The organism is Zobellella sp. An-6 (genome assembly GCF_052487945.1).
In genome coordinates, this window is record NZ_CP199259.1 from 213,389 (window position 1) to 231,439 (window position 18,051).

Here is an 18,051-nt window from a genome sequence, read left to right on the forward strand (position 1 = left end):
CTAGAATAGCGCCTTTGTGTCGACGAGAGGGGAAGCCCATGCAGGCCTGGGATGTGATTGTGATCGGCGCCGGTGCCGCCGGCCTGATGTGTGCCGCCGAGGCGGGCAAGCGGGGGCGCCGGGTGCTGGTACTGGATCACGGCAAGCGTATCGGCCGCAAGATACTGATGTCCGGCGGTGGCCGTTGCAACTTCACCAACTACCATGTAGAGCCCAAGGCGTTCCTCTGCGCCAACCCCCATTTTGTCAAGTCGGCCCTGGCCCGCTATACCCAGTGGGACTTTATCGCCCTGGTGGACAAGCACCGTATCGGCTACCACGAAAAGACCCTGGGCCAGCTGTTCTGCGACGATTCGGCACAGAACATCGTCGATATACTGGTGAAAGAGTGCGATCAGGCTGGCGTCAGCATCCGCCTGCGGGCCGAGATCCTGGAGGTGGACCGGCTGGGCGAGGGCTTTACGGTCGCCACCCACGACGAAGCCTACAGCTGCCATTCCCTGGTGGTGGCCACCGGCGGCCTGTCCATGCCCAAGATCGGCGCCTCCCCCTTCGGCTACAAGCTGGCGGAGCAGTTCGGCTTGCGCGTACTGCCCACCCGGGCCGGCCTGGTGCCCTTTACCCTGCAGCCGGAAGACAAGCAAAGCCTGGAGCCCCTGGCCGGGGTGAGCCTGCCGGTGGTGGCCGAGAGCGAGGACGGCACCCGCTTCGCCGAAAGCCTGCTGTTCACCCACAGGGGCCTGTCCGGCCCGGCGGTGCTGCAGATCTCCTCCTACTGGCAACCCGGCGAGCGGGTCTGCTTCGAGCTGCTGCCCGCCGGCCGGCTGGCCGAGGGAGTGGCGGACAGCCCCAACCAGGAACTGAAGACCTGGCTCGGCCGCCAACTGCCCAAACGGCTGGTGGAGGCGCTGCTGGCGCGGGAAGGGCTGGTGAACAAGCCGCTCAAGCAATACACCCCGAGGGAGCTGGCGGCGATAGAGGAAAGGCTGACGGCCTGGTCGCTGAAGCCCGGCGGCACCGAGGGCTACCGCACCGCCGAGGTGACCCTGGGCGGGGTGGACACCCACGAGCTCTCCTCCAAGACCATGATGGCCAACAAGGTGCCCAACCTCTATTTCGTGGGCGAGGTGATGGACGTCACCGGCTGGCTGGGCGGCTACAACTTCCAGTGGGCCTGGAGCTCCGGCTGGGTGGCCGGCCAGGTGGTGTGATGTGTGCACTGACAATAAAGTTTGTACACTAGACAAAAAGTTTGTACACAAGCTCTATTTGTGACAATAAAGTTCGTACACTGTTCTATACTTAGCTCCAGGAAAGTGATCTGGCAACAGTTTTCCGGACACATTCTCAAGCAACTGCTCGCAGCTCTGATTCATAGCCCAATGGACTCATGTAGTCATTGCTGGAATGCAGCCGCACCCGGTTATAAAACACTTCGATATACTCGAAGATGGCCTGCTTCGTTTCTTCCCGCGTCGTAAAGTCCTCGTGATAGATCAGCTCGGTCTTCAGCGTGTGGAAGAAGCTCTCTGACGGGGCGTTATCCCAACAGTTTCCCTTCCGGCTCATGCTGCATTTGAAGTCATGCTGCTTGAGCAAGCGCTGGAAGCTATCTGAAGCATACTGACTGCCCCGGTCGCTATGAACCAGTAACCCGGCAGCTGGTCTGCGTTTCCAGATCGCCATGCTCAGCGCATCGCTCACCAGAGACGCCGGCATTCGGCTACCCATCGACCAGCCCACCACCGCCCGTGAGCAGAGGTCGATAAAGACCGCCAGATAGAGCCATCCCTCCCGTGTCGGGATATAAGTGATATCCCCCACATAGGCCTGATCCGGCTTTTCTGCCGAGAAATGTCGTGCCAGAAGGTTCGGCGCGACCGGCTTGTCATGCTTCGAGTTGGTGGTGGCCTTGAACTTCCGCTGCGTCTTGCATGCCAGCCCTTCTTCTTTCATCAGTCGGGCAACCCGGCGGCGACTGACGGCCTCACCGTCTCCCGTCAGCTTCTTCTGAATGCGCCGCGTCCCATAGGTTGCTCGGCCTTCTTCATGGTGTTTACGGATCTTCGCCTTCAACGCCTTCTCCTGCTGTTTTCGCGGGCTGGGCGGCCTGGACCGCCACTCATAATAGCCACTGCGAGATACTTCAAACACACGGCACATCAGGGCAGTGCTGAACTGACCCTGATTGGCGTCGATGAAGGCATACCTTAGCGAGATTCTTTGGCGAAGAAGGCGGCCGCCTTTTTTAACAGCTCTCGCTCTTCCTTGAGTCGGGCGTTCTCCCGGCGGAGCTGCTTCAACTCTTCATAGAGGTGCTGCTCGCCCACTTTACCATCGCCCTTGGTGCTCTGCTGGCGGTGGTACTTGGCGATCCAGGTATGTAACGTATTAACGTTAACCTCCAGCTCCCTGGCGGTCTGGTTGACGGATTGCTCGGACTCCACCGCCAGCTTGACTGCGGCTTCTTTAAACTCAGCGGTATAGGCTTTCTTCTGACTCATGATACACACCTTCTCTGGGCAGGTGATCTTACCTGCGTCTGTGTGTCCGGGGAACTATAGCCACTTCACATTATTACGGGCCGACTGGATCAAACTCATGATCGCAGCAGCGCACTTGAGCATGCGATCCCGCGCCGAGCATTTGAGAAGGCAACGGGATGAACGCTGGCTGGATAGCCGTGGTTTTCTGGGTATGCAGCCGAATCCATTTGTGGACGAGGTTGGCATTGAGGCTGTATCCCAAGGCGATGTTTGCGATGGAGGCACCGGGTTCAGAACACTCCTGAATGACCTGGGCCTTGAAAGATTTGCTGTAGGTACGGCGCTGAGGGGGCATGGAAAATCCGCTTGATGGGCCATGGCCTTCGGCGGCGGTGTCGGGAAGGTGTGTTGGCCGGACGGATACTGTTGAACTACGTTTGTCTGGGGCAACGGAAGTGTTTCGGCCCGACTCTGGAACGCGATCCGCAGCGACGACTGGGCAATTCCGCACGTTGGCCTGAGCAGCCTCGGGGAAATCGTCGGCTGGGCGCGCCCAGACGAGTTTCCGCCAAGGAACATGCAGACGACAAGGGGCTGCGGGCACTCGGCTACAACGTGAGGATCGGTGTTTGATCTGCGGCTGCCCGCAGCACTTGCAGGTTCCCGATCAAACCTTTGCCTATCGCCGGATCGGACTGCCCCAGCACACCCTCTCTGGAAATTTGAGTCACATCAATCGGCCAGCAGGTCGCTGGATATTGACTCTTGACTTTCGGCATGTTAGGCGCAATACCTTGCAAAGTCTTGCAAGAATTTCCTCGAGCGAGGCCGCGTGACGACGGAACTTGTGGGGGGTGTTATGACAGCGCGCCAGCAGGCGATCTTCACACTCGACGAGTTGGCTGCCTACTTGAAAGTCGGCAAGCGGACGCTTTACCGGCTCGCCGCGCACGGGGAGATTCCGGCCTTCAAGGTCGGCGGGACGTGGCGGTTTCGTCAAAGTGAAATCGATCGATGGATCAATGATCAGATCCAGGCAGGCAGAAAGAAGGAGGTGATACGCACAGATGAGCAGCCAAAGTCAGCGGAACACTCCGTTTCGTCTGGGCGCGCTGTCCGTCGCCGCAGGCAAACGGAGTGAGCGAGAGTCTTCAATTTTTCTTCTGGAGGTGTGACATGGACATTGATTTCAAGAAATTGGCTCCCTGGAACTGGTTCAAGAAGGAGCAGGAAGAACAACAGAGCACCGCCTCACTCTCGGTGCAGCGCAATGACCTGCCGGCGGCGGGTGGGCCCGTCAGCCCCATCCTGCAATTGCATCGCGAAATCGATCGCCTGTTCGATGATGCGTTCCGGGGTTTCGGTTTCCCGGCACTGGCCATGCCACGCTGGCCGTCGGACTGGCCAGGCATGCTGAAGCCGGCGCTGGACATTCAGGAAACCGACAAGCAGTACACGATCGCCCTGGAAGTACCCGGCGTCGAGGAAAAGGACATTCAGATCACGCTCGATAACGATGTGTTGCTGGTGCGCGGTGAAAAGCGTCAGGAGCAGGAAAGCAAAGACGGCGGTTTCCACCGGGTGGAGCGCTCCTACGGCAGCTTTCAGCGCGCTCTGAACCTGCCGGCCGATGCCAACCAGGACACGATCAAGGCCGCTTTCAAGAACGGCGTGCTCACGATCACGATGGACAAGCGCGAGGCCAGTGCCCCCAAGCAGGGCCGCTCGATCCCGATCAACGGCTGACGTCGATCGGCTCGTCCTCCGAAAAAACCAGATGAAGGTCGAGGCGCCGTGACCTTCGGCGTCTCGTCAAATCAGTCCTCTCAAGGAGTATCAGCATGGCCAGAAAACAATGCCAAGTCTGCGGCCAGCCCGCCACGGTGCGAGTGGAGGCCAATCTCAATGGTCGCCACAGCACCATGCTGTTGTGTGACGATCACTATCGCCAACTGGTGCGCCAGCAAAAGCGCACCGTCTCACCGCTGGAAGCCTTGTTCGGCTCGCGCAGCGGGCTGTTCGAAGACTTCCTTGGCAGCGACTTCTTCCGCATCGGTGACGTCGCACCGTCCATGGCGGCTGATGCCGACGAAGTGGTCGATGCGTCTTTCGGCGAATCCGCTCCCGCAACGGCGGGCACGGCGCGCCGCCGCGGCAGTGGGCTCGCCAGCCGTATCAGCGAACAGTCCGAGGCTTTGTTGCAGGAGGCCGCCAAACATGCCGCCGAATTTGGCCGCCCTGAAGTCGATACCGAACACCTGCTGTTGGCGCTCGTCGACAGCGACGTGGTGAAGACCATCCTGGGGCAGTTCAAGATCAAGGTCGATGACCTCAAGCGGCAGATCGAATCCGAAGCCAAGCGTGGCGACAAGCCGTTCGAGGGCGAAATCGGCGTGGCGCCCCGCGTCAAGGACGCGCTCAGCCGCGCTTTCGTGGCATCCAACGAACTCAGCCACTCCTATGTCGGCCCGGAGCATTTCCTGATCGGGCTGGCCGAGGAAGGCGAAGGCTTGGCCGCCAACCTGCTGCGCCGTTACGGCCTCACGCCGCAGGCGCTGCGTCAACAGGTGAGCAAGGTGGTCGGTAAGGGGGCCGAGGACGGTCGCGCTGAGGCGCCGACCAACACACCTGAGCTCGACAAGTACTCGCGTGACCTCACCAAAATGGCGCGCGAGGGCAAGCTCGATCCGGTCATCGGCCGTGCGCAGGAGATCGAGACCACCATCGAGGTGCTGGCCCGGCGCAAGAAAAACAACCCGGTGTTGATCGGTGAGCCCGGCGTCGGCAAGACCGCCATTGTCGAAGGACTGGCGCAGCGGATGGTCGCCGGCGAAGTGCCCGAGACGCTGCGCGACAAGCGTCTGGTCGAACTCAACATCAACGCCATGGTGGCAGGCGCCAAGTACCGCGGCGAGTTCGAGGAGCGCGTGCAGAAGGTGCTCAAGGAAGTGACCGAGCACCAGGGCGAGCTGATTCTCTTCATCGACGAGGTGCACACCATCGTCGGTGCAGGCCAGGGTGGCGGTGAAGGCGGGCTGGACGTCGCCAACGTGTTCAAGCCGATGATGGCGCGCGGCGAACTGAACCTGATCGGCGCCACCACGCTCAACGAGTATCAGAAGTACATCGAGAAGGACGCCGCGCTGGAGCGCCGCTTCCAGCCGGTGATGGTGCCCGAGCCGACGGTAGCGCAGACCATGATGATTTTGCGCGGCCTGCGCGACACCTTCGAGGCGCACCACAAGGTCAGCATCACCGAGGATGCGATCATCGCCGCCGCCGAGTTGTCCGACCGCTACATCACCGCGCGCTTTTTGCCTGACAAGGCCATCGACCTGCTCGACCAGGCGGCCGCACGCGTGAAGCTGTCGGCCACGGCCCGCCCGGTGGCGGTGCAAGAGCTGGAGGCCGAACTGCACCAGCTGCGGCGTGAGCAGGACTATGTGGCCTCGCGCAAGCAGTACGACAAGGCCGCCGAGCTGGGCAAGCGCATCGAGGCCAAGGAGACTGAGCTCAAGAAGCTCGTCGAGGAATGGGAACGCGAGCGCGCCTCGGGCAGCGCCGAAGTCAAGGCCGAGCATGTCGCGCAGATCGTCTCGCGCCTGACCGGCATTCCGGTCAACGAGCTGACGGTGGAAGAACGCGAGAAGCTGCTGCATCTGGAGCAGCGGCTGCACGAGCGCCTGGTGGGCCAGGACGAAGCGGTGCGCGCGGTGGCCGATGCCGTGCGGTTGTCGCGCGCGGGGCTGCGCGAGGGCAGCAAGCCGGTTGCTACTTTCCTGTTCCTTGGGCCGACCGGCGTGGGCAAGACCGAACTCGCCAAGGCGCTGGCCGAGTCGATCTATGGTGATGAAGGTGCGCTGCTGCGCATCGACATGTCCGAGTACGGGGAACGCCATACCGTGGCACGCCTGGTGGGCGCGCCTCCGGGTTATGTGGGCTATGACGAGGGGGGGCAGCTCACCGAGAAAGTGCGGCGCAAACCCTACAGCGTGTTGTTGCTCGATGAGATCGAAAAAGCGCACCCCGACGTCTACAACATCCTGCTGCAGGTATTCGACGACGGGCGGCTCACCGACGGCAAGGGCCGGGTGGTGGATTTCACCAATACCATCATCATCGCCACCTCGAACCTGGGCTCGGACATCATCCAGCGTCGGCTGAAGGCCCGTGGCGCCGCCGGCGAGGAATACGAGAAGACCAAGTCCGAGGTGATGGACGTGCTGCGCGGACACTTCCGCCCCGAGTTCCTCAACCGCATCGACGAGATCATCGTCTTCCATGCGCTGGGCAAGGAGGAGATCCGCCATATCGTCGGCCTGCAGCTCGATCGTGTGGCCCGCAACGCCGCCAGCCAGGGCGTGACGCTGACCTTCGATCAGACCTTGATCGATCACTTCGCGGAGGAAGGCTACAAGCCCGAGTTCGGCGCGCGTGAGCTCAAGCGGCTGATCCGCAGCGAGCTGGAGACGGCACTGGCGCGCGAGATGCTGGGTGGCGGTATCGGCAAGGGCGATCACGCCAGCGCCCGCTGGGACGACAAGGCCGAACGGGTGGTCTTCGAGCGCCAGGAGCCACCCGCGAAGCCGGCCGAACCTGAAAAGCCCGATGCCGCGAACGTGGCCGAGACGTCGCCTGGCGACACGAGCAAGCCTGCGCGCAAGAAGAAGCCGGCGGGCGGCGAATCTTGAGTCATGAGGAGGCTGTCGTGCCCGACCCCAGCGGGCTGACATGGGCAGCCACCCTCGTGTCGCTCGCGGTCGCTGTCCCCACGGCGGGGCACGCGGTCATCTACAAGCGTGACCCTCGATCGGCCACGCTGTGGGTACTGCTGATCGCCTTGTTGCCGCTTGCCGGTCTGGCCCACCTGGTGGAACGCGCCATCGACAAGCGGTACAGCGTCGCCTTGGCCTCGTACATCTTCGACAGCCAAGCCATCCGTGACATCGTGATGGATGTGTTTGATCGTGCATACCGAATTCTCGAAATTAACCGAGAAGTGCTGGAGCGGTGCGCGCGCGAACTGCTCGCACGGGAAACGCTGGATGAATACAGCATCCGGCAGCTGACGCAAGGGCTACAGCTCGAATCCCCATGTCACAGCGGCCCAGCTGCCGGAGCCATTACTTCCTCTGTGTCCCAAGGAGCCACCTCATGAGTGACAGCATTCATATCGTCTGCCCACGCTGCCAATCCATCAGTCGCGTGCCAGCCAACAAGTTGGCGGAGAAGCCCAATTGCGGGCGGTGCCAGCACCCGCTGTTCACCGGAGAACCCATCGAGCTGACCACAGCGACGGTAGAGGACATCACCGATCTCAAGAGGGTCGAGCAGGCGCTGAACGCTATGCGCCGACAGCGAGAAGAGTTGGCCAGCCACGTTCCCGGTATGCTTTACCAATACCGTCTTCGTCCGGACGGCAGCTCGCACTTCCCTTATGCCAGCGCGAAGATACAGGAAATATACGGGGTTGCACCGGAGGATGTTGTCGAAGATGCCACTCCGGTGTTAGCGGCGCTCCATCCTGAAGACCGCGACCGTGTGCATGAAACCATACAGGTGTCGGGGCAGTCACTCGCGCTTTGGCATGACGAGTACCGGGTGCAGTTTCCAGACGGTCGGGTGATCTGGGTCGAAGGCGAGGCGTCGCCTGAAACCATGCCTGATGGGAGCATCCTCTGGCACGGCTATGTCCATGATGTCACCTCACGCAGAAGATCCGCGGAAGAGCTTCGCCTTGCGGCTAAAGTTTTTGAGCACGCAGGAGAGGGCATCCTCGTTACGGACGCTCAAGGCCACATTGTCAACGTCAATCGGGCGTTTTCCGTGATCACTGGTTATGCGCGTGAGGAAGTAATGGGTCAGACACCTCGTCTGCTCGAGTCCGATCGCTATGACGATGAGTTCTATCAGACCGTTTGGCAGGCTCTGCGTGAGCACGACTATTGGCACGGAGAGCTCTGGTGCCGACGCAAGAACGGCAGTCAGTTTGCCGCGCTGCTGACAATCAGTGCAGTGCCGGATATGCGGGGCAATATCGAGCATTACGCAGCCATGTTCTCCGACATCACGGCGCTGAAGGAGAACCAGCAACAGCTTGAACGCGTTGCTCATTACGACCTGCTCACCGGCTTGCCCAATCGACTATTACTTGGAGACCGCCTTAAGCAGGCCATTCGTCAGACACGTCGGCGTGGCATGCACCTGGCGGTTGTCTTCATCGATCTGGATGGATTCAAGAAGGTCAACGACCAGCACGGCCACGCAGTCGGCGACAAATTGCTGTCCGTCCTGTCCAGGCGTATGACGCAGGTGTTGCGCGAAGACGATACCTTGGCCCGTCTTGGTGGTGATGAGTTTGTCGCTATTCTGGTCGACCTGCCGGATATTTCCGTCAGCGTACCGATTCTCGAGCGCCTGATCGAGGTGGCTGTACAGCCCGTACCGATTGGTGACGCACTGTGCGAGGTGAGCGCGAGTATCGGTGTGAGCTACTACCCGCAAGGCGAAGATATCGACGCCGACCAACTGCTGCGGCAGGCAAATCAGGCTATGTATCGTGCCAAGCAAACCGGCAAGAATCGATATCACGTTTTCGATACGGAGAAGGATCGTACGCTGCGCACCCGTCACGAAGGATTGGACAGCATAGAGAAGGCACTTGCCAATGGGCAGTTTCTGCTTTATTTCCAACCCAAGGTCAACATGCGCACCGGTGAGGTGCTGGGCGCCGAAGCCTTGATCCGCTGGCAACATCCGACGCGTGGTTTGTTATCTCCTGCCTCCTTCATACCCATCATTGAGAACCATCCGCTCGGGATTGACGTGGGGGAATGGACCATCGAGGCCGCGCTGACCCAGATCGAAGTTTGGCGCAAGGCCGGCCTTCATGTCCCGATCAGCGTGAATATCGGTGCGCGGCACTTGCTGCAACCGGACTTCATCATGCATCTACGGGGTATGTTGTCACGACATCCCGGCGCCCAGCCGCAAGACCTTGAACTGGAAATCCTCGAAACCAGCGCCGTGGAGGACTTCGTTCAAGTGTCTCAGTTGATGGCACAGTGCGAGAGGATGGGGTTGCGTTTTGCCCTCGACGATTTCGGCAGCGGCTATTCATCGCTGGCCTATCTGAAGCGCCTGCCCGCGCACCTGCTCAAGATCGACCAGGGTTTTATACGCGACATGCTCGAGGATCCGGACGATATCGCCATCCTGGATGCGCTACTGGCACTGGCAAGGTCGTTTGGCAGGAACTGCATCGCGGAGGGAGTCGAATCCATTCGGCATGGTGAAATGCTGCTGCGTATGGGATGCGAGTGGGGCCAGGGTTATGCCATCGGGCATCCGATGCCGGCGCATGAATTCGAGCAATGGCTACACACCTGGCAGGTACCCTTATCCTGGAAGGGATTCAAGCCTGACAGTCGCTCCGCGCTGCCCGTGCCGTTCACATACGCCGACCACCGGGTCTGGATTTCCCAGATGATCGACTATCTGTCAGGTAAGACCCAAGTGCCGCCTCAACCCGAAGCACTCCAATACTGGCGGGATCAAAGTGGCCGCCCTACGTTCTTCGGCAAGGATCCTGATGACCAGGTCGATGTCCTGCATCAGAGCATCCAGCAGTTAGCGCACACCCTGAGTGAAATGAAAAATGCCGGCCGTGTCGAGGCATTGAGGGCTGGCATCGACAAGTTGCAACATTTGCAGGCGGAGCTGCTGGGATTGCTGCCGCCAGACCAGAAGCCGGCTTGATGCCATGCACGGGACAAAGGGTTGACGTGCAAGAGGCTGATCCACCCATCGGTGGTGCCACGGGCGCGCAGGACATTATTCGCTGGGTGGCTTCGCAATTGCCTCGGCAATCCAGGTGTAATCGGGTCGTCTTCTCGCACTCCCCGTTCCATTAACGTTTCATTGAAAGAGAGAGCAACGCTTATGCATAAAGAACCTGGCCACACGACCCTTGAAGAGATGCGCTCCCAGTGGCGGTTGATGACGTTTTACGAGCGCTTCGAGCAGGTTATCGCCCTCGCTCTGTCGGCGGTCATTGCCGTCATCATCGTGGTGTCGCTGTTCCAGCTCATCGCCATCGTCTTCACGCTGCTGGTCCTCGATGCCTTCAATCCCATGGACCACAAGGTATTCCAGAGCGTGTTTGGCATGATCATGACGCTTTTGATCGCGATGGAGTTCAAGCATTCCATCGTGCGCGTGGCGCTGCGTCGGGACAGCATCATCCAGGTCAAGACCGTGATCCTCATCGCTCTGATCGCGCTGGCGCGCAAGTTCGTGATCCTTGACCCCGAGGTGAGCCCCGCAAAGATCGCCGCGCTGGCAGGCGCTACGCTGGCTCTGGGTGCGACCTACTGGCTGCTGCGCATGCGCGATGACCGTGCCGCCGAGACCTCTGAGCATGACCCATCATCATCCCAGTGACCCGCGCGCGGCGTTGTTGCAACACCGCTGGCGCAACCGCCTGCAGACCGGGCTGTTGGTCCTGACCCTGGTCGGGATCGCAGCCGCTGCGGGGAGTCTGTTGTTCGGGGAAAGCGGCCTGTGGCTCGCGCTGCTTGCCGTTGCTGGCGCGCTGCTGCTGGAGCCGACAGCCGCGTCGGCGCTGACCTTGCGCCTGTACCGCGCACGGGCTTTGCGCCCGCACGAAGCCCCGGAAATTTGGGCTCTGTTGCGCGAGCTGTCCGCCCGTGCCGGTTTGCCCGCCACGCCGGTGCCGCACTACGTGCCCAGTGCCGTCGTCAACGCCTTCGCCACCGGCTCCAAGCAGCATGCATCGATCGCCCTCACCGATGGCCTGCTGCGCAACCTGAGTTCGCGCGAACTGGCGGGTGTGCTCGCGCACGAGGTCGCGCACATCGCTAATGAGGATCTGCGTGTCATGGGGCTGGCGGATTCCGTCAGTCGCCTCACGAGCCTGCTGGCGATGGTCGGACAGATCGCTATTGTGTTCAGCTTGCCCGCACTGCTGGCCGGCGCGGTGGCGGTCAATTGGCCTGGACTGCTTCTGCTGATCGCCTCGCCCCAGTTGGCCTTGCTCGCACAGCTCGGCCTGTCTCGCGTGCGTGAGTTCGACGCTGATCGCCTCGCGGCGGAACTGACCGGCGACCCGCAAGGGCTGGCGTCCGCGCTGGCGAAAATCGAGCGGGTCAGTCGCTCCTGGCGTGCCTGGCTGCGGCCGGGATGGGGCAATCCCGAGCCTTCCTGGTTGCGCACCCATCCGGCAACGCAAGATCGTATCTCACGCCTGCTGGCGTTGGCGCCTGGACCAGCAACAGCCTTGCCGTTTCACGCGCCCCATTTCTTGCCGGAATCCGCTGTGACGCCGCGCCCGCCGCGCTGGCGCCCGAGCGGGCTATGGCGCTGATTGTCTATCACCAGGAGACTTCTCATGGCCTACCCTGACCCGTACCCACGCCCCGCACCGGATCCCTTCATCCGGCGCTGGCTCGTCATCACTGCGTGCGTTGCAGCACTCATGCTGTTCTGGCAGTTCCTGCCCGCCATCGAAGCCTGGTTCAGCCCGCGCCAAGCCGCTGAGCGCACCGTCACGCCGCGTGGCGATCTGGCCGCTGACGAACAGGCCACCATCGAACTGTTCGAGAAATCGCGCGGGTCGGTGGTTTACATCACCACGGCACAACTAGTGCGTGACGTCTGGTCGCGCAATGTCTTTTCCGTGCCGCGCGGCACCGGCTCCGGCTTCATCTGGGACGATGCCGGCCACGTGGTGACCAACTTCCACGTGATCCAGGGGGCATCGTCTGCCACGGTCAAACTGGCCGACGGTCGCGATTATCAGGCTGCGCTCGTTGGCGCCAGTCCTGCGCACGACATCGCGGTACTCAAGATTGGCGTCGGCTTCAAGCGCCCGCCGGCGGTGCCGGTGGGCACCAGTGCCGATCTCAAGGTGGGGCAAAAGGTCTTTGCCATTGGCAATCCCTTCGGGCTCGACTGGACGCTCACCACCGGCATCGTCTCGGCGCTTGACCGCACCCTTTCCGGCGACGCCAGTGGCCCGGCCATTGACCACCTGATCCAGACCGACGCCGCTATCAACCCCGGCAATTCCGGTGGCCCGTTGCTCGATTCGGCTGGGCGGCTGATCGGCATCAATACCGCCATCTACAGTCCGTCTGGCGCCTCGGCCGGCATCGGCTTTGCGGTGCCGGTCGATACCGTCATGCGCGTGGTGCCGCAACTCATAAAGACCGGCAAGTACATCCGTCCGGCGCTGGGCATCGAGGTGGATGAGCAGCTCAACGCGCGTCTGCAGGCGCTGACCGGCAGCCACCGGACTGAAGGTGTTCGGTGAAGGCGAATGGAAACAACGCAAGCATGGCAAGGATAAACGCCGGGTCTGGCGCAAGTTGCACCTAGCCGTGGATGCCCGGACTCACGAAGTCATCGCCGCCGAGGTCAGCCTGGAGAATGTGGCCGATAACGAGGTCTTGCCTTGCTCAACCCGTTGCGGCGTCAGTTACATCATGTGTCGGGCGACGGCGCTTACGATACTCGGGAATGTCATCAACTCCTGCTCAAAAAAGGCAGCAAAGCGACCATCCCACCGCGCAAAAATGCGGGCTACTGGGAAGAAGGACATCCAAGAAACGAGGTGGTCACGGCACTGAAATCAGGGAGTCTGTCCGAATGGAAAAGCACATCAGGCTACCATCAGCGTTCGCTGGCAGAAACGGCGATGTCCCGTTACAAGCAGCTGGTGAGCCCCAAGCTCAGCCTGCGTAAATACAACGGTCAGGTCGGCGAAATCCTTGCCGGGGTGAAGGTTATGAACAAAGTCATCGGGCTCGGTATGCCTGTTCGCCAACCGGTCAGTTAAGGGCACAAAATCCTGTAGGAACAGGCTGCCCCAGCTCTGATTTGATCAACAGCGCCGGGGAGAGGTTAACATTACCGTGGAAAAGCTGTATCAGCTTGCTCAGACGCTGGAATGTGATCCTGCTTCATTGCTACCTGACTTGATAGAATCATAGTAGGTTTCAGCTAAGCCACTGAACTATCTGTTTAAATTTCAGTGGCTTATGATTTAGTGTGCAAACTTTATTGTCACAATCGTCATTAGTGTACAAACTTTATTGTCAGTGCACATGTGAGTGGTATCGGGCCGGACGTCGATCAGGCCGTAGCCCCGCTGCGTCCGCAGGCTCAGTGACTCCAGCCCGACCAGCATGCCGCCCTCGATCAGGTGGTCGACCAGGCCCTTCCAGCCCATGCCGACCCCGATGCCGCCTGGATTCGGGGCGTGGTGCTGTTCATTCATTATGCTTTTGATTGCATCCCTGCCCCGCTCGCCCCTATGATATAGGCAGTCCATAACCATAGGTTTTAACTCGCTTTATGAGTTTATTGATAGCTTTTGCTATACTTTCAATCGGTGTTTCCTTCCTCTGTTCCATCCTTGAAGCCGCGCTCCTGTCGATAACCCCCAGTTACATCGCCCAGCTCAAGCTCTCCAATCCGAAGCTGCACGAGAGCATGAAGGTGCTCAAGGACAGGATCGACCAGCCCCTGGCGGCCATCCTGACCCTCAACACCGTCGCGCACACCGTGGGCGCCACCGGGGTCGGTGCCCAGGTCACAGTCGTCTTTGGCGACGGCTATCTTGGGGCGGCCTCGGCGATCATGACGGTGTTGATCCTGGTGTTGTCGGAGATACTGCCGAAATCGATCGGTGCCCGCTACTGGCGCACGCTGGCGCCCGTACTGCCGCGGTTGCTGAACGGCATGATCTTTGTCCTGAAGCCCTTTATCTGGGTCTCGGACCAGATCATGAAGCTGTTCGGCGGCCATGCACCCGAGCATGACTTGCGGCAGGAGATCAAGGCCCTCTCGGTGCTGGGCCGTGAACTGAACAAGCTGGACGAAGACGAGCAGCGGGTCATCGCCAATATCCTGGATCTGCACGATATCACCGTCCGCAGCATCATGACCCCCAGGACGGTGTGTGAAGTGGTCGCACCCGGCGCCAGGGTGGCCGACTTTGCCGAGCAGGTGAAATCCGGACAATTTTCCCGTTACCCGGTGATCGACAAGGATGAAACCCCGCTGGGACTGCTGTTCCGCTACGATATCATCCACGCCGACCCGGAACAGCCGGTCACTTCGCTGATCAAGCCGGTCACCATAGTGTCGGACAAGCTCAACGCCGAGAACCTGATGAGCCAGTTCATGCACGAGCGTCAGCACATGTTCCTGGTGTATGACGAATATGGCAGCTGGCTGGGCCTGGTGACCATGGAGGACGTGATCGAGACCATCATCGGTAAGCCGATCATGGACGAGACCGACGATATTCCGAATATGCGCCGGTACGCCAAGCGGCGCTGGAAACACCGCCTGAAGAACCTGGCGGAAGACTGAGCTAGCAGGTCCGGTCATCGGGCGGGCTCCTTGCCCGGCCGATTCGGTCATATCTCCGCCAGAACCGATTAATCTTGAGAAACATGAACAATGGAAAGACTGATTGAAAAACTGATGTATTCGTCGCGCTGGATCATGGCGCCGATCTACCTGGGGCTGAGCCTGGTGCTGGTGGCACTGGGCATCAAGTTCTTCCAGGAAATCCTGCATATCCTGCCCAATATCCTGGCGATGAAGGAAGTGGATCTGATCCTGGTGACCCTGTCGCTGATCGACATCGCCCTGGTGGGCGGCCTGATCGTGATGGTGATGTTCTCCGGCTACGAAAACTTCGTGTCCCGGCTGGACGTGGAGGAGAGCGACGACAAGCTGGGCTGGCTGGGCAAGCTCGACGCCGGTTCGCTGAAAAACAAGGTGGCGGCCTCCATAGTGGCGATTTCCTCCATCCACCTGCTGAAAATTTTCATGAACACCGAGAATATCCCCAACGACAAGCTCAAGTGGTACCTGCTGATCCACATCACCTTCGTGCTGTCGGCCTTCGCCATGGGCTACCTGGACAAGATCACCAGAAGTAAATGAGGCGGGCGGGCTGGCGTCTTGGCCCGCCCGTGGCTATGCTGCCGGACACCCGAGGCTGTTGAGTCGATACCCTTGAGAACCTTGCCCGACAACCTGATTTCCCGCTGGCTGTTGATCTTCCTGCTGCTGGTGGCGGTCTATTTTTTCCATGACTTCCTGGTCCCTGTGCTCGGCGCCCTGATCATCGGTTTTGCGAGCTGGCCCTTCTATCGCCGGTTGCTGCGGCTGTGCGGCGAACGGGAGCTACTGGCCGCCAGCATTGCCGTGCTGACGGTGATGACGGTGCTGGTCGTACCCCTGTCGTTCGCCTTCACCTATGCCTTCGGTGAAATCAAGCACTGGGTGGAGTGGTTGATCGAGGTGAACCGGGAAGGGGCAGCCATGCCGGGCTGGCTGCACTCGCTGCCCGCGCTGGGAGAATGGCTGGAGCCTTACTGGCAGCAGTATGTGGCCGAACCCCATGCCCTGAGCGAACTGGTACAGTTATTCAGCGGCGAGCAGCTGGGCAATATCTACCGCTGGTTGCTGGCGCTGGGCAGCAGGGCCTTCCATCTGTTTCTGATCCTGGTCTTCCTGCTGATCACCCTGTTCTTCGTGTACAAGGACGGTCATGCCCTTGCCGTCCAGCTGGATCGGGTGGGGGAGTCCGTGCTGGGCGGGCATTGGGCCCGGTTTTCCCGCATGGTGCCGGCCACCGTCAGCTCCACCGTCACCGGCATGGGGCTGATCGCCCTGGGCGAGGGGGTGGTGCTGGGCATCGCCTACTGGGTTGCCGGCGTGCCGTCCCCGGTAGCGCTGGGGGTGTTGACCGGTTTTATGGCCCTGATCCCCGGCGGCGCGCCGCTGTCCTTTACCCTGGTTTCGCTCTACCTGGCCGGCACCGGAGAGATGGTGATGGCGACGGGCCTGTTCCTGTGGGGGGCGATCGAGCTGTTCATCGTCGACAAGACCATCAGGCCGCGGCTGGTGGGCGGGCCCATCAAGCTGCCTTTTCTGCCGACCTTCTTCGGCCTTGTCGGCGGGGTGACCACCATGGGCATTGTCGGACTTTTTGTCGGTCCGGTGCTGATGGCGTTGCTGGTGGCGATCTGGCGTGAATGGCTGCACAGCCTGGACCCGGTCGCGCAGCCATGAGGAGCAAGGCGCTTCCCGAGCGACCAGGATGATGAAGCGGGGCGTTTCAGACCGGCTTTTTCAACGGCGTGCTCGCGATTGAGCCGGCCTCCCGGCGGCAGCGGCTCCCCGGCTCAGAGGGACTCGTCGCCGGCCGGTGCCTGCCCGGTGGCGTCGGCCAGCGGACTGGCCAGCACCTTGTCGATGCGGTTGCCGTCGAGATCCACCACTTCCAGCCGCCAGCCCTCCCAGTCCAGGTATTCACCGGTGTCGGGAATGCGCCCCCACAGCCACAGCAGCATGCCGCCCAGGGTGTGGTAGCGGCCGCGTCCGTCTCCCGGCAGCCGCTTGAGGCCGAGCCGGTCCTGCAGCTCGTGCACAGGAAGCAGGCCGTCCAGCAGCCAGGAGCCGTCTTCCCGTTGCACGGCCCAGAACTCCCCGGGCTCCGGCGAGTGGAATTCCCCCGCCAGGGCTTCCAGCAGATCCTGCTGGGTCACCAGCCCCAGGACGTCGCCGTATTCATCCACCACGAACACCATGCGGATGCCGGAGCGGCGGAACTGCGCCAGCAGCTGCATGCCGGTCTGGGACTCGGGCACGAACACCGCGGGTTGCAGCAGCTCGTCCAGCGCCGGTGGCGAGGTACTGAGCTGCTGGCGCAGCAACTGCTTGGCGGTGACCACGCCCAGCACCTCCTGGATGCCGCCCCGGCACACCGGGAAGCAGGAATGCTCGGAGTCGTTGACCCGCGCCAGCATGAGCTCCCGGGGATGGTCGATGTCCAGGAAGACGATGTCGCTGCGCGGCGTCATCAGCGAGAGGATCCGTCGGTCGTCGAGGCGGAAAATCTTGCGCACCATGTCGTGTTCATAGGGTTCGATCACCCCGCTGAGGGAGCCTTCCACCAGCATGGCGTCGATGTCCTCCTCGGTCAGGTGGCTGCCGCTCGGCGCCTGCTGGCCGATCAGCCGCAGCAGGCCGTCGGTCGAGACGGACAGCAGCCAGACGAAGGGACGCGACAGCTGCGCCAGCCAGGACACGGGCCGGGCCACGCGCCGGGCGATGCCCTCGGCATTGAACTGGGCGAGCCGCTTGGGCACCAGTTCGCCGACGACGATGGAGACATAGGTGATGCCGGCCACCACCATCACGGTGGCCGCGATGGCGCTGGCGCCCGGGCTCAGGCCGGACTCCCGCAACAGCCCGGCGAGGGGACCGGCCAGGACCGCTTCCCCCACTATGCCGTTGAGCAGGCCGATGGCGGTGATGCCGATCTGCACGGTGGACAGAAACTGGGTCGGCTCCCGGCCGAGGCGGACCGCCACCGCCGCCGCCCGGTCGCCCTCGTCGGCCAGCCGTTGCAGGCGGCTCTTGCGGGCGGTGACCAGGGCGATCTCCGCCATGGCGAAGAGGCCGTTGCACAGGATCAGGACGATTAACAGAACGAGCTCCATACGGCCTCCTCGGCGTT

General features: G+C 61.4%; 16 protein-coding genes and 1 pseudogene. 13 read left to right on the forward strand and 4 right to left on the reverse strand.

The window, feature by feature from the left end:
* Positions 1-38: 38 nt before the first annotated feature.
* The gene (locus tag ACT7DK_RS00945; protein WP_445395423.1) at positions 39-1,211 is read left to right on the forward strand and encodes an NAD(P)/FAD-dependent oxidoreductase; all 1,173 of its coding nucleotides are present in this window, start codon (positions 39-41) and stop codon (positions 1,209-1,211) included.
* Between the two features lie 136 nt (positions 1,212-1,347).
* On the opposite strand, the gene ACT7DK_RS00950 is transcribed toward ACT7DK_RS00945, so the two are convergent.
* Together ACT7DK_RS00950 and ACT7DK_RS00955 are read right to left on the reverse strand one after the other, a co-directional pair.
* Positions 1,348-2,504 (reverse strand): IS3 family transposase gene (locus tag ACT7DK_RS00950; protein ID WP_445395425.1). Its coding sequence is split into 2 segments (ribosomal slippage): positions 1,348-2,237 and positions 2,237-2,504, totalling 1,158 coding nucleotides; the frame shifts between segments, so codons are not numbered across the junction.
* Between the two features lie 73 nt (positions 2,505-2,577).
* Positions 2,578-2,841, reverse strand: a complete 264-nt coding sequence (locus tag ACT7DK_RS00955) for a transposase (RefSeq protein ID WP_001446199.1) — start codon at positions 2,839-2,841, stop codon at positions 2,578-2,580.
* A 504-nt stretch (positions 2,842-3,345) separates the two neighbouring features.
* Here ACT7DK_RS00955 and ACT7DK_RS00960 point away from each other — a divergent pair.
* The 9 genes and pseudogenes from ACT7DK_RS00960 to ACT7DK_RS01000 form a co-directional block, all read left to right on the forward strand.
* Positions 3,346-3,627, forward strand: a complete 282-nt coding sequence (locus ACT7DK_RS00960) for a helix-turn-helix domain-containing protein (RefSeq protein WP_049420578.1) — start codon at positions 3,346-3,348, stop codon at positions 3,625-3,627.
* A gap of 35 nt (positions 3,628-3,662) precedes the next feature.
* The gene (locus ACT7DK_RS00965) at positions 3,663-4,232 is read left to right on the forward strand and encodes an Hsp20/alpha crystallin family protein (RefSeq protein ID WP_445395430.1); all 570 of its coding nucleotides are present in this window, start codon (positions 3,663-3,665) and stop codon (positions 4,230-4,232) included.
* Between the two features lie 95 nt (positions 4,233-4,327).
* Positions 4,328-7,177, forward strand: a complete 2,850-nt coding sequence (clpK, locus tag ACT7DK_RS00970; RefSeq protein ID WP_445395432.1) for a heat shock survival AAA family ATPase ClpK — start codon at positions 4,328-4,330, stop codon at positions 7,175-7,177.
* Between the two features lie 17 nt (positions 7,178-7,194).
* Positions 7,195-7,644 carry a hypothetical protein gene (locus tag ACT7DK_RS00975; RefSeq protein WP_445395434.1) on the forward strand — a complete coding sequence of 150 codons (450 nt, stop codon included), beginning with the start codon at positions 7,195-7,197 and terminating at the stop codon, positions 7,642-7,644.
* Positions 7,641-10,244, forward strand: coding sequence for an EAL domain-containing protein (locus tag ACT7DK_RS00980; RefSeq protein ID WP_445395436.1), 2,604 nt, complete (start codon positions 7,641-7,643; stop codon positions 10,242-10,244). Before ACT7DK_RS00975 ends, ACT7DK_RS00980 begins: the two co-directional genes overlap by 4 nt.
* A gap of 219 nt (positions 10,245-10,463) precedes the next feature.
* Positions 10,464-10,928, forward strand: coding sequence for a phosphate-starvation-inducible PsiE family protein (locus tag ACT7DK_RS00985; protein ID WP_445402243.1), 465 nt, complete (start codon positions 10,464-10,466; stop codon positions 10,926-10,928).
* Positions 10,906-11,871, forward strand: coding sequence for a zinc metalloprotease HtpX (locus ACT7DK_RS00990; protein ID WP_445395438.1), 966 nt, complete (start codon positions 10,906-10,908; stop codon positions 11,869-11,871). The genes ACT7DK_RS00985 and ACT7DK_RS00990 overlap by 23 nt, the downstream gene beginning before the upstream one ends.
* A gap of 111 nt (positions 11,872-11,982) precedes the next feature.
* Positions 11,983-12,819 (forward strand): S1C family serine protease, encoded by an 837-nt coding sequence (locus ACT7DK_RS00995; protein ID WP_445402245.1) that lies wholly within the window; start codon positions 11,983-11,985, stop codon positions 12,817-12,819.
* A pseudogene (locus tag ACT7DK_RS01000) lies at positions 12,794-13,344 on the forward strand (IS5 family transposase); the annotation flags it as partial. The gene ACT7DK_RS00995 and the pseudogene ACT7DK_RS01000, both read left to right, overlap by 26 nt.
* Before the next feature lie 207 nt (positions 13,345-13,551).
* Here ACT7DK_RS01000 and ACT7DK_RS01005 read toward each other — a convergent pair.
* Positions 13,552-13,785, reverse strand: coding sequence for a hypothetical protein (locus ACT7DK_RS01005; protein WP_445395440.1), 234 nt, complete (start codon positions 13,783-13,785; stop codon positions 13,552-13,554).
* A gap of 77 nt (positions 13,786-13,862) precedes the next feature.
* Here ACT7DK_RS01005 and ACT7DK_RS01010 point away from each other — a divergent pair, with 77 nt between their 5' ends.
* The 3 genes from ACT7DK_RS01010 (at position 13,863) to ACT7DK_RS01020 (ending at position 16,601) form a co-directional block, all read left to right on the forward strand.
* Positions 13,863-14,885 (forward strand): CNNM domain-containing protein, encoded by a 1,023-nt coding sequence (locus ACT7DK_RS01010; protein WP_445395442.1) that lies wholly within the window; start codon positions 13,863-13,865, stop codon positions 14,883-14,885.
* Positions 14,886-14,975: 90 nt separating this feature from the next.
* Entirely contained in the window at positions 14,976-15,467 is a 492-nt protein-coding gene (locus ACT7DK_RS01015) for a TIGR00645 family protein (protein WP_445395445.1), read from the forward strand.
* 72 nt (positions 15,468-15,539) lie between these two features.
* Entirely contained in the window at positions 15,540-16,601 is a 1,062-nt protein-coding gene (locus ACT7DK_RS01020; RefSeq protein WP_445395447.1) for an AI-2E family transporter, read from the forward strand.
* A 113-nt stretch (positions 16,602-16,714) separates the two neighbouring features.
* On the opposite strand, the gene ACT7DK_RS01025 is transcribed toward ACT7DK_RS01020, so the two are convergent.
* A complete protein-coding gene (locus ACT7DK_RS01025) occupies positions 16,715-18,034 on the reverse strand; it encodes a hemolysin family protein (RefSeq protein WP_445395449.1) in 1,320 nt (439 codons plus the stop codon).
* Between the last annotated feature and the right edge of the window lie 17 nt (positions 18,035-18,051).

What these genes read in the sequence shown, in the direction of transcription:
- clpK (WP_445395432.1), top strand. Translation starts at nt 4,328, where the DNA reads ATGGCCAGAAAACAATGCCAAGTCTGCGGCCAGCCCGCCACGGTGCGA.
- ACT7DK_RS00985 (WP_445402243.1), top strand. Translation starts at nt 10,464, where the DNA reads ATGCGCTCCCAGTGGCGGTTGATGACGTTTTACGAGCGCTTCGAGCAG.
- ACT7DK_RS00965 (WP_445395430.1), top strand. Translation starts at nt 3,663, where the DNA reads ATGGACATTGATTTCAAGAAATTGGCTCCCTGGAACTGGTTCAAGAAG.
- ACT7DK_RS00955 (WP_001446199.1), bottom strand. Translation starts at nt 2,841, where the DNA reads ATGCCCCCTCAGCGCCGTACCTACAGCAAATCTTTCAAGGCCCAGGTC.
- ACT7DK_RS00960 (WP_049420578.1), top strand. Translation starts at nt 3,346, where the DNA reads ATGACAGCGCGCCAGCAGGCGATCTTCACACTCGACGAGTTGGCTGCC.
- ACT7DK_RS01015 (WP_445395445.1), top strand. Translation starts at nt 14,976, where the DNA reads ATGGAAAGACTGATTGAAAAACTGATGTATTCGTCGCGCTGGATCATG.
- ACT7DK_RS00945 (WP_445395423.1), top strand. Translation starts at nt 39, where the DNA reads ATGCAGGCCTGGGATGTGATTGTGATCGGCGCCGGTGCCGCCGGCCTG.
- ACT7DK_RS01010 (WP_445395442.1), top strand. Translation starts at nt 13,863, where the DNA reads ATGAGTTTATTGATAGCTTTTGCTATACTTTCAATCGGTGTTTCCTTC.
- ACT7DK_RS01025 (WP_445395449.1), bottom strand. Translation starts at nt 18,034, where the DNA reads ATGGAGCTCGTTCTGTTAATCGTCCTGATCCTGTGCAACGGCCTCTTC.
- ACT7DK_RS00990 (WP_445395438.1), top strand. Translation starts at nt 10,906, where the DNA reads ATGACCCATCATCATCCCAGTGACCCGCGCGCGGCGTTGTTGCAACAC.
- ACT7DK_RS00995 (WP_445402245.1), top strand. Translation starts at nt 11,983, where the DNA reads ATGCTGTTCTGGCAGTTCCTGCCCGCCATCGAAGCCTGGTTCAGCCCG.
- ACT7DK_RS01005 (WP_445395440.1), bottom strand. Translation starts at nt 13,785, where the DNA reads ATGAATGAACAGCACCACGCCCCGAATCCAGGCGGCATCGGGGTCGGC.
- ACT7DK_RS00980 (WP_445395436.1), top strand. Translation starts at nt 7,641, where the DNA reads ATGAGTGACAGCATTCATATCGTCTGCCCACGCTGCCAATCCATCAGT.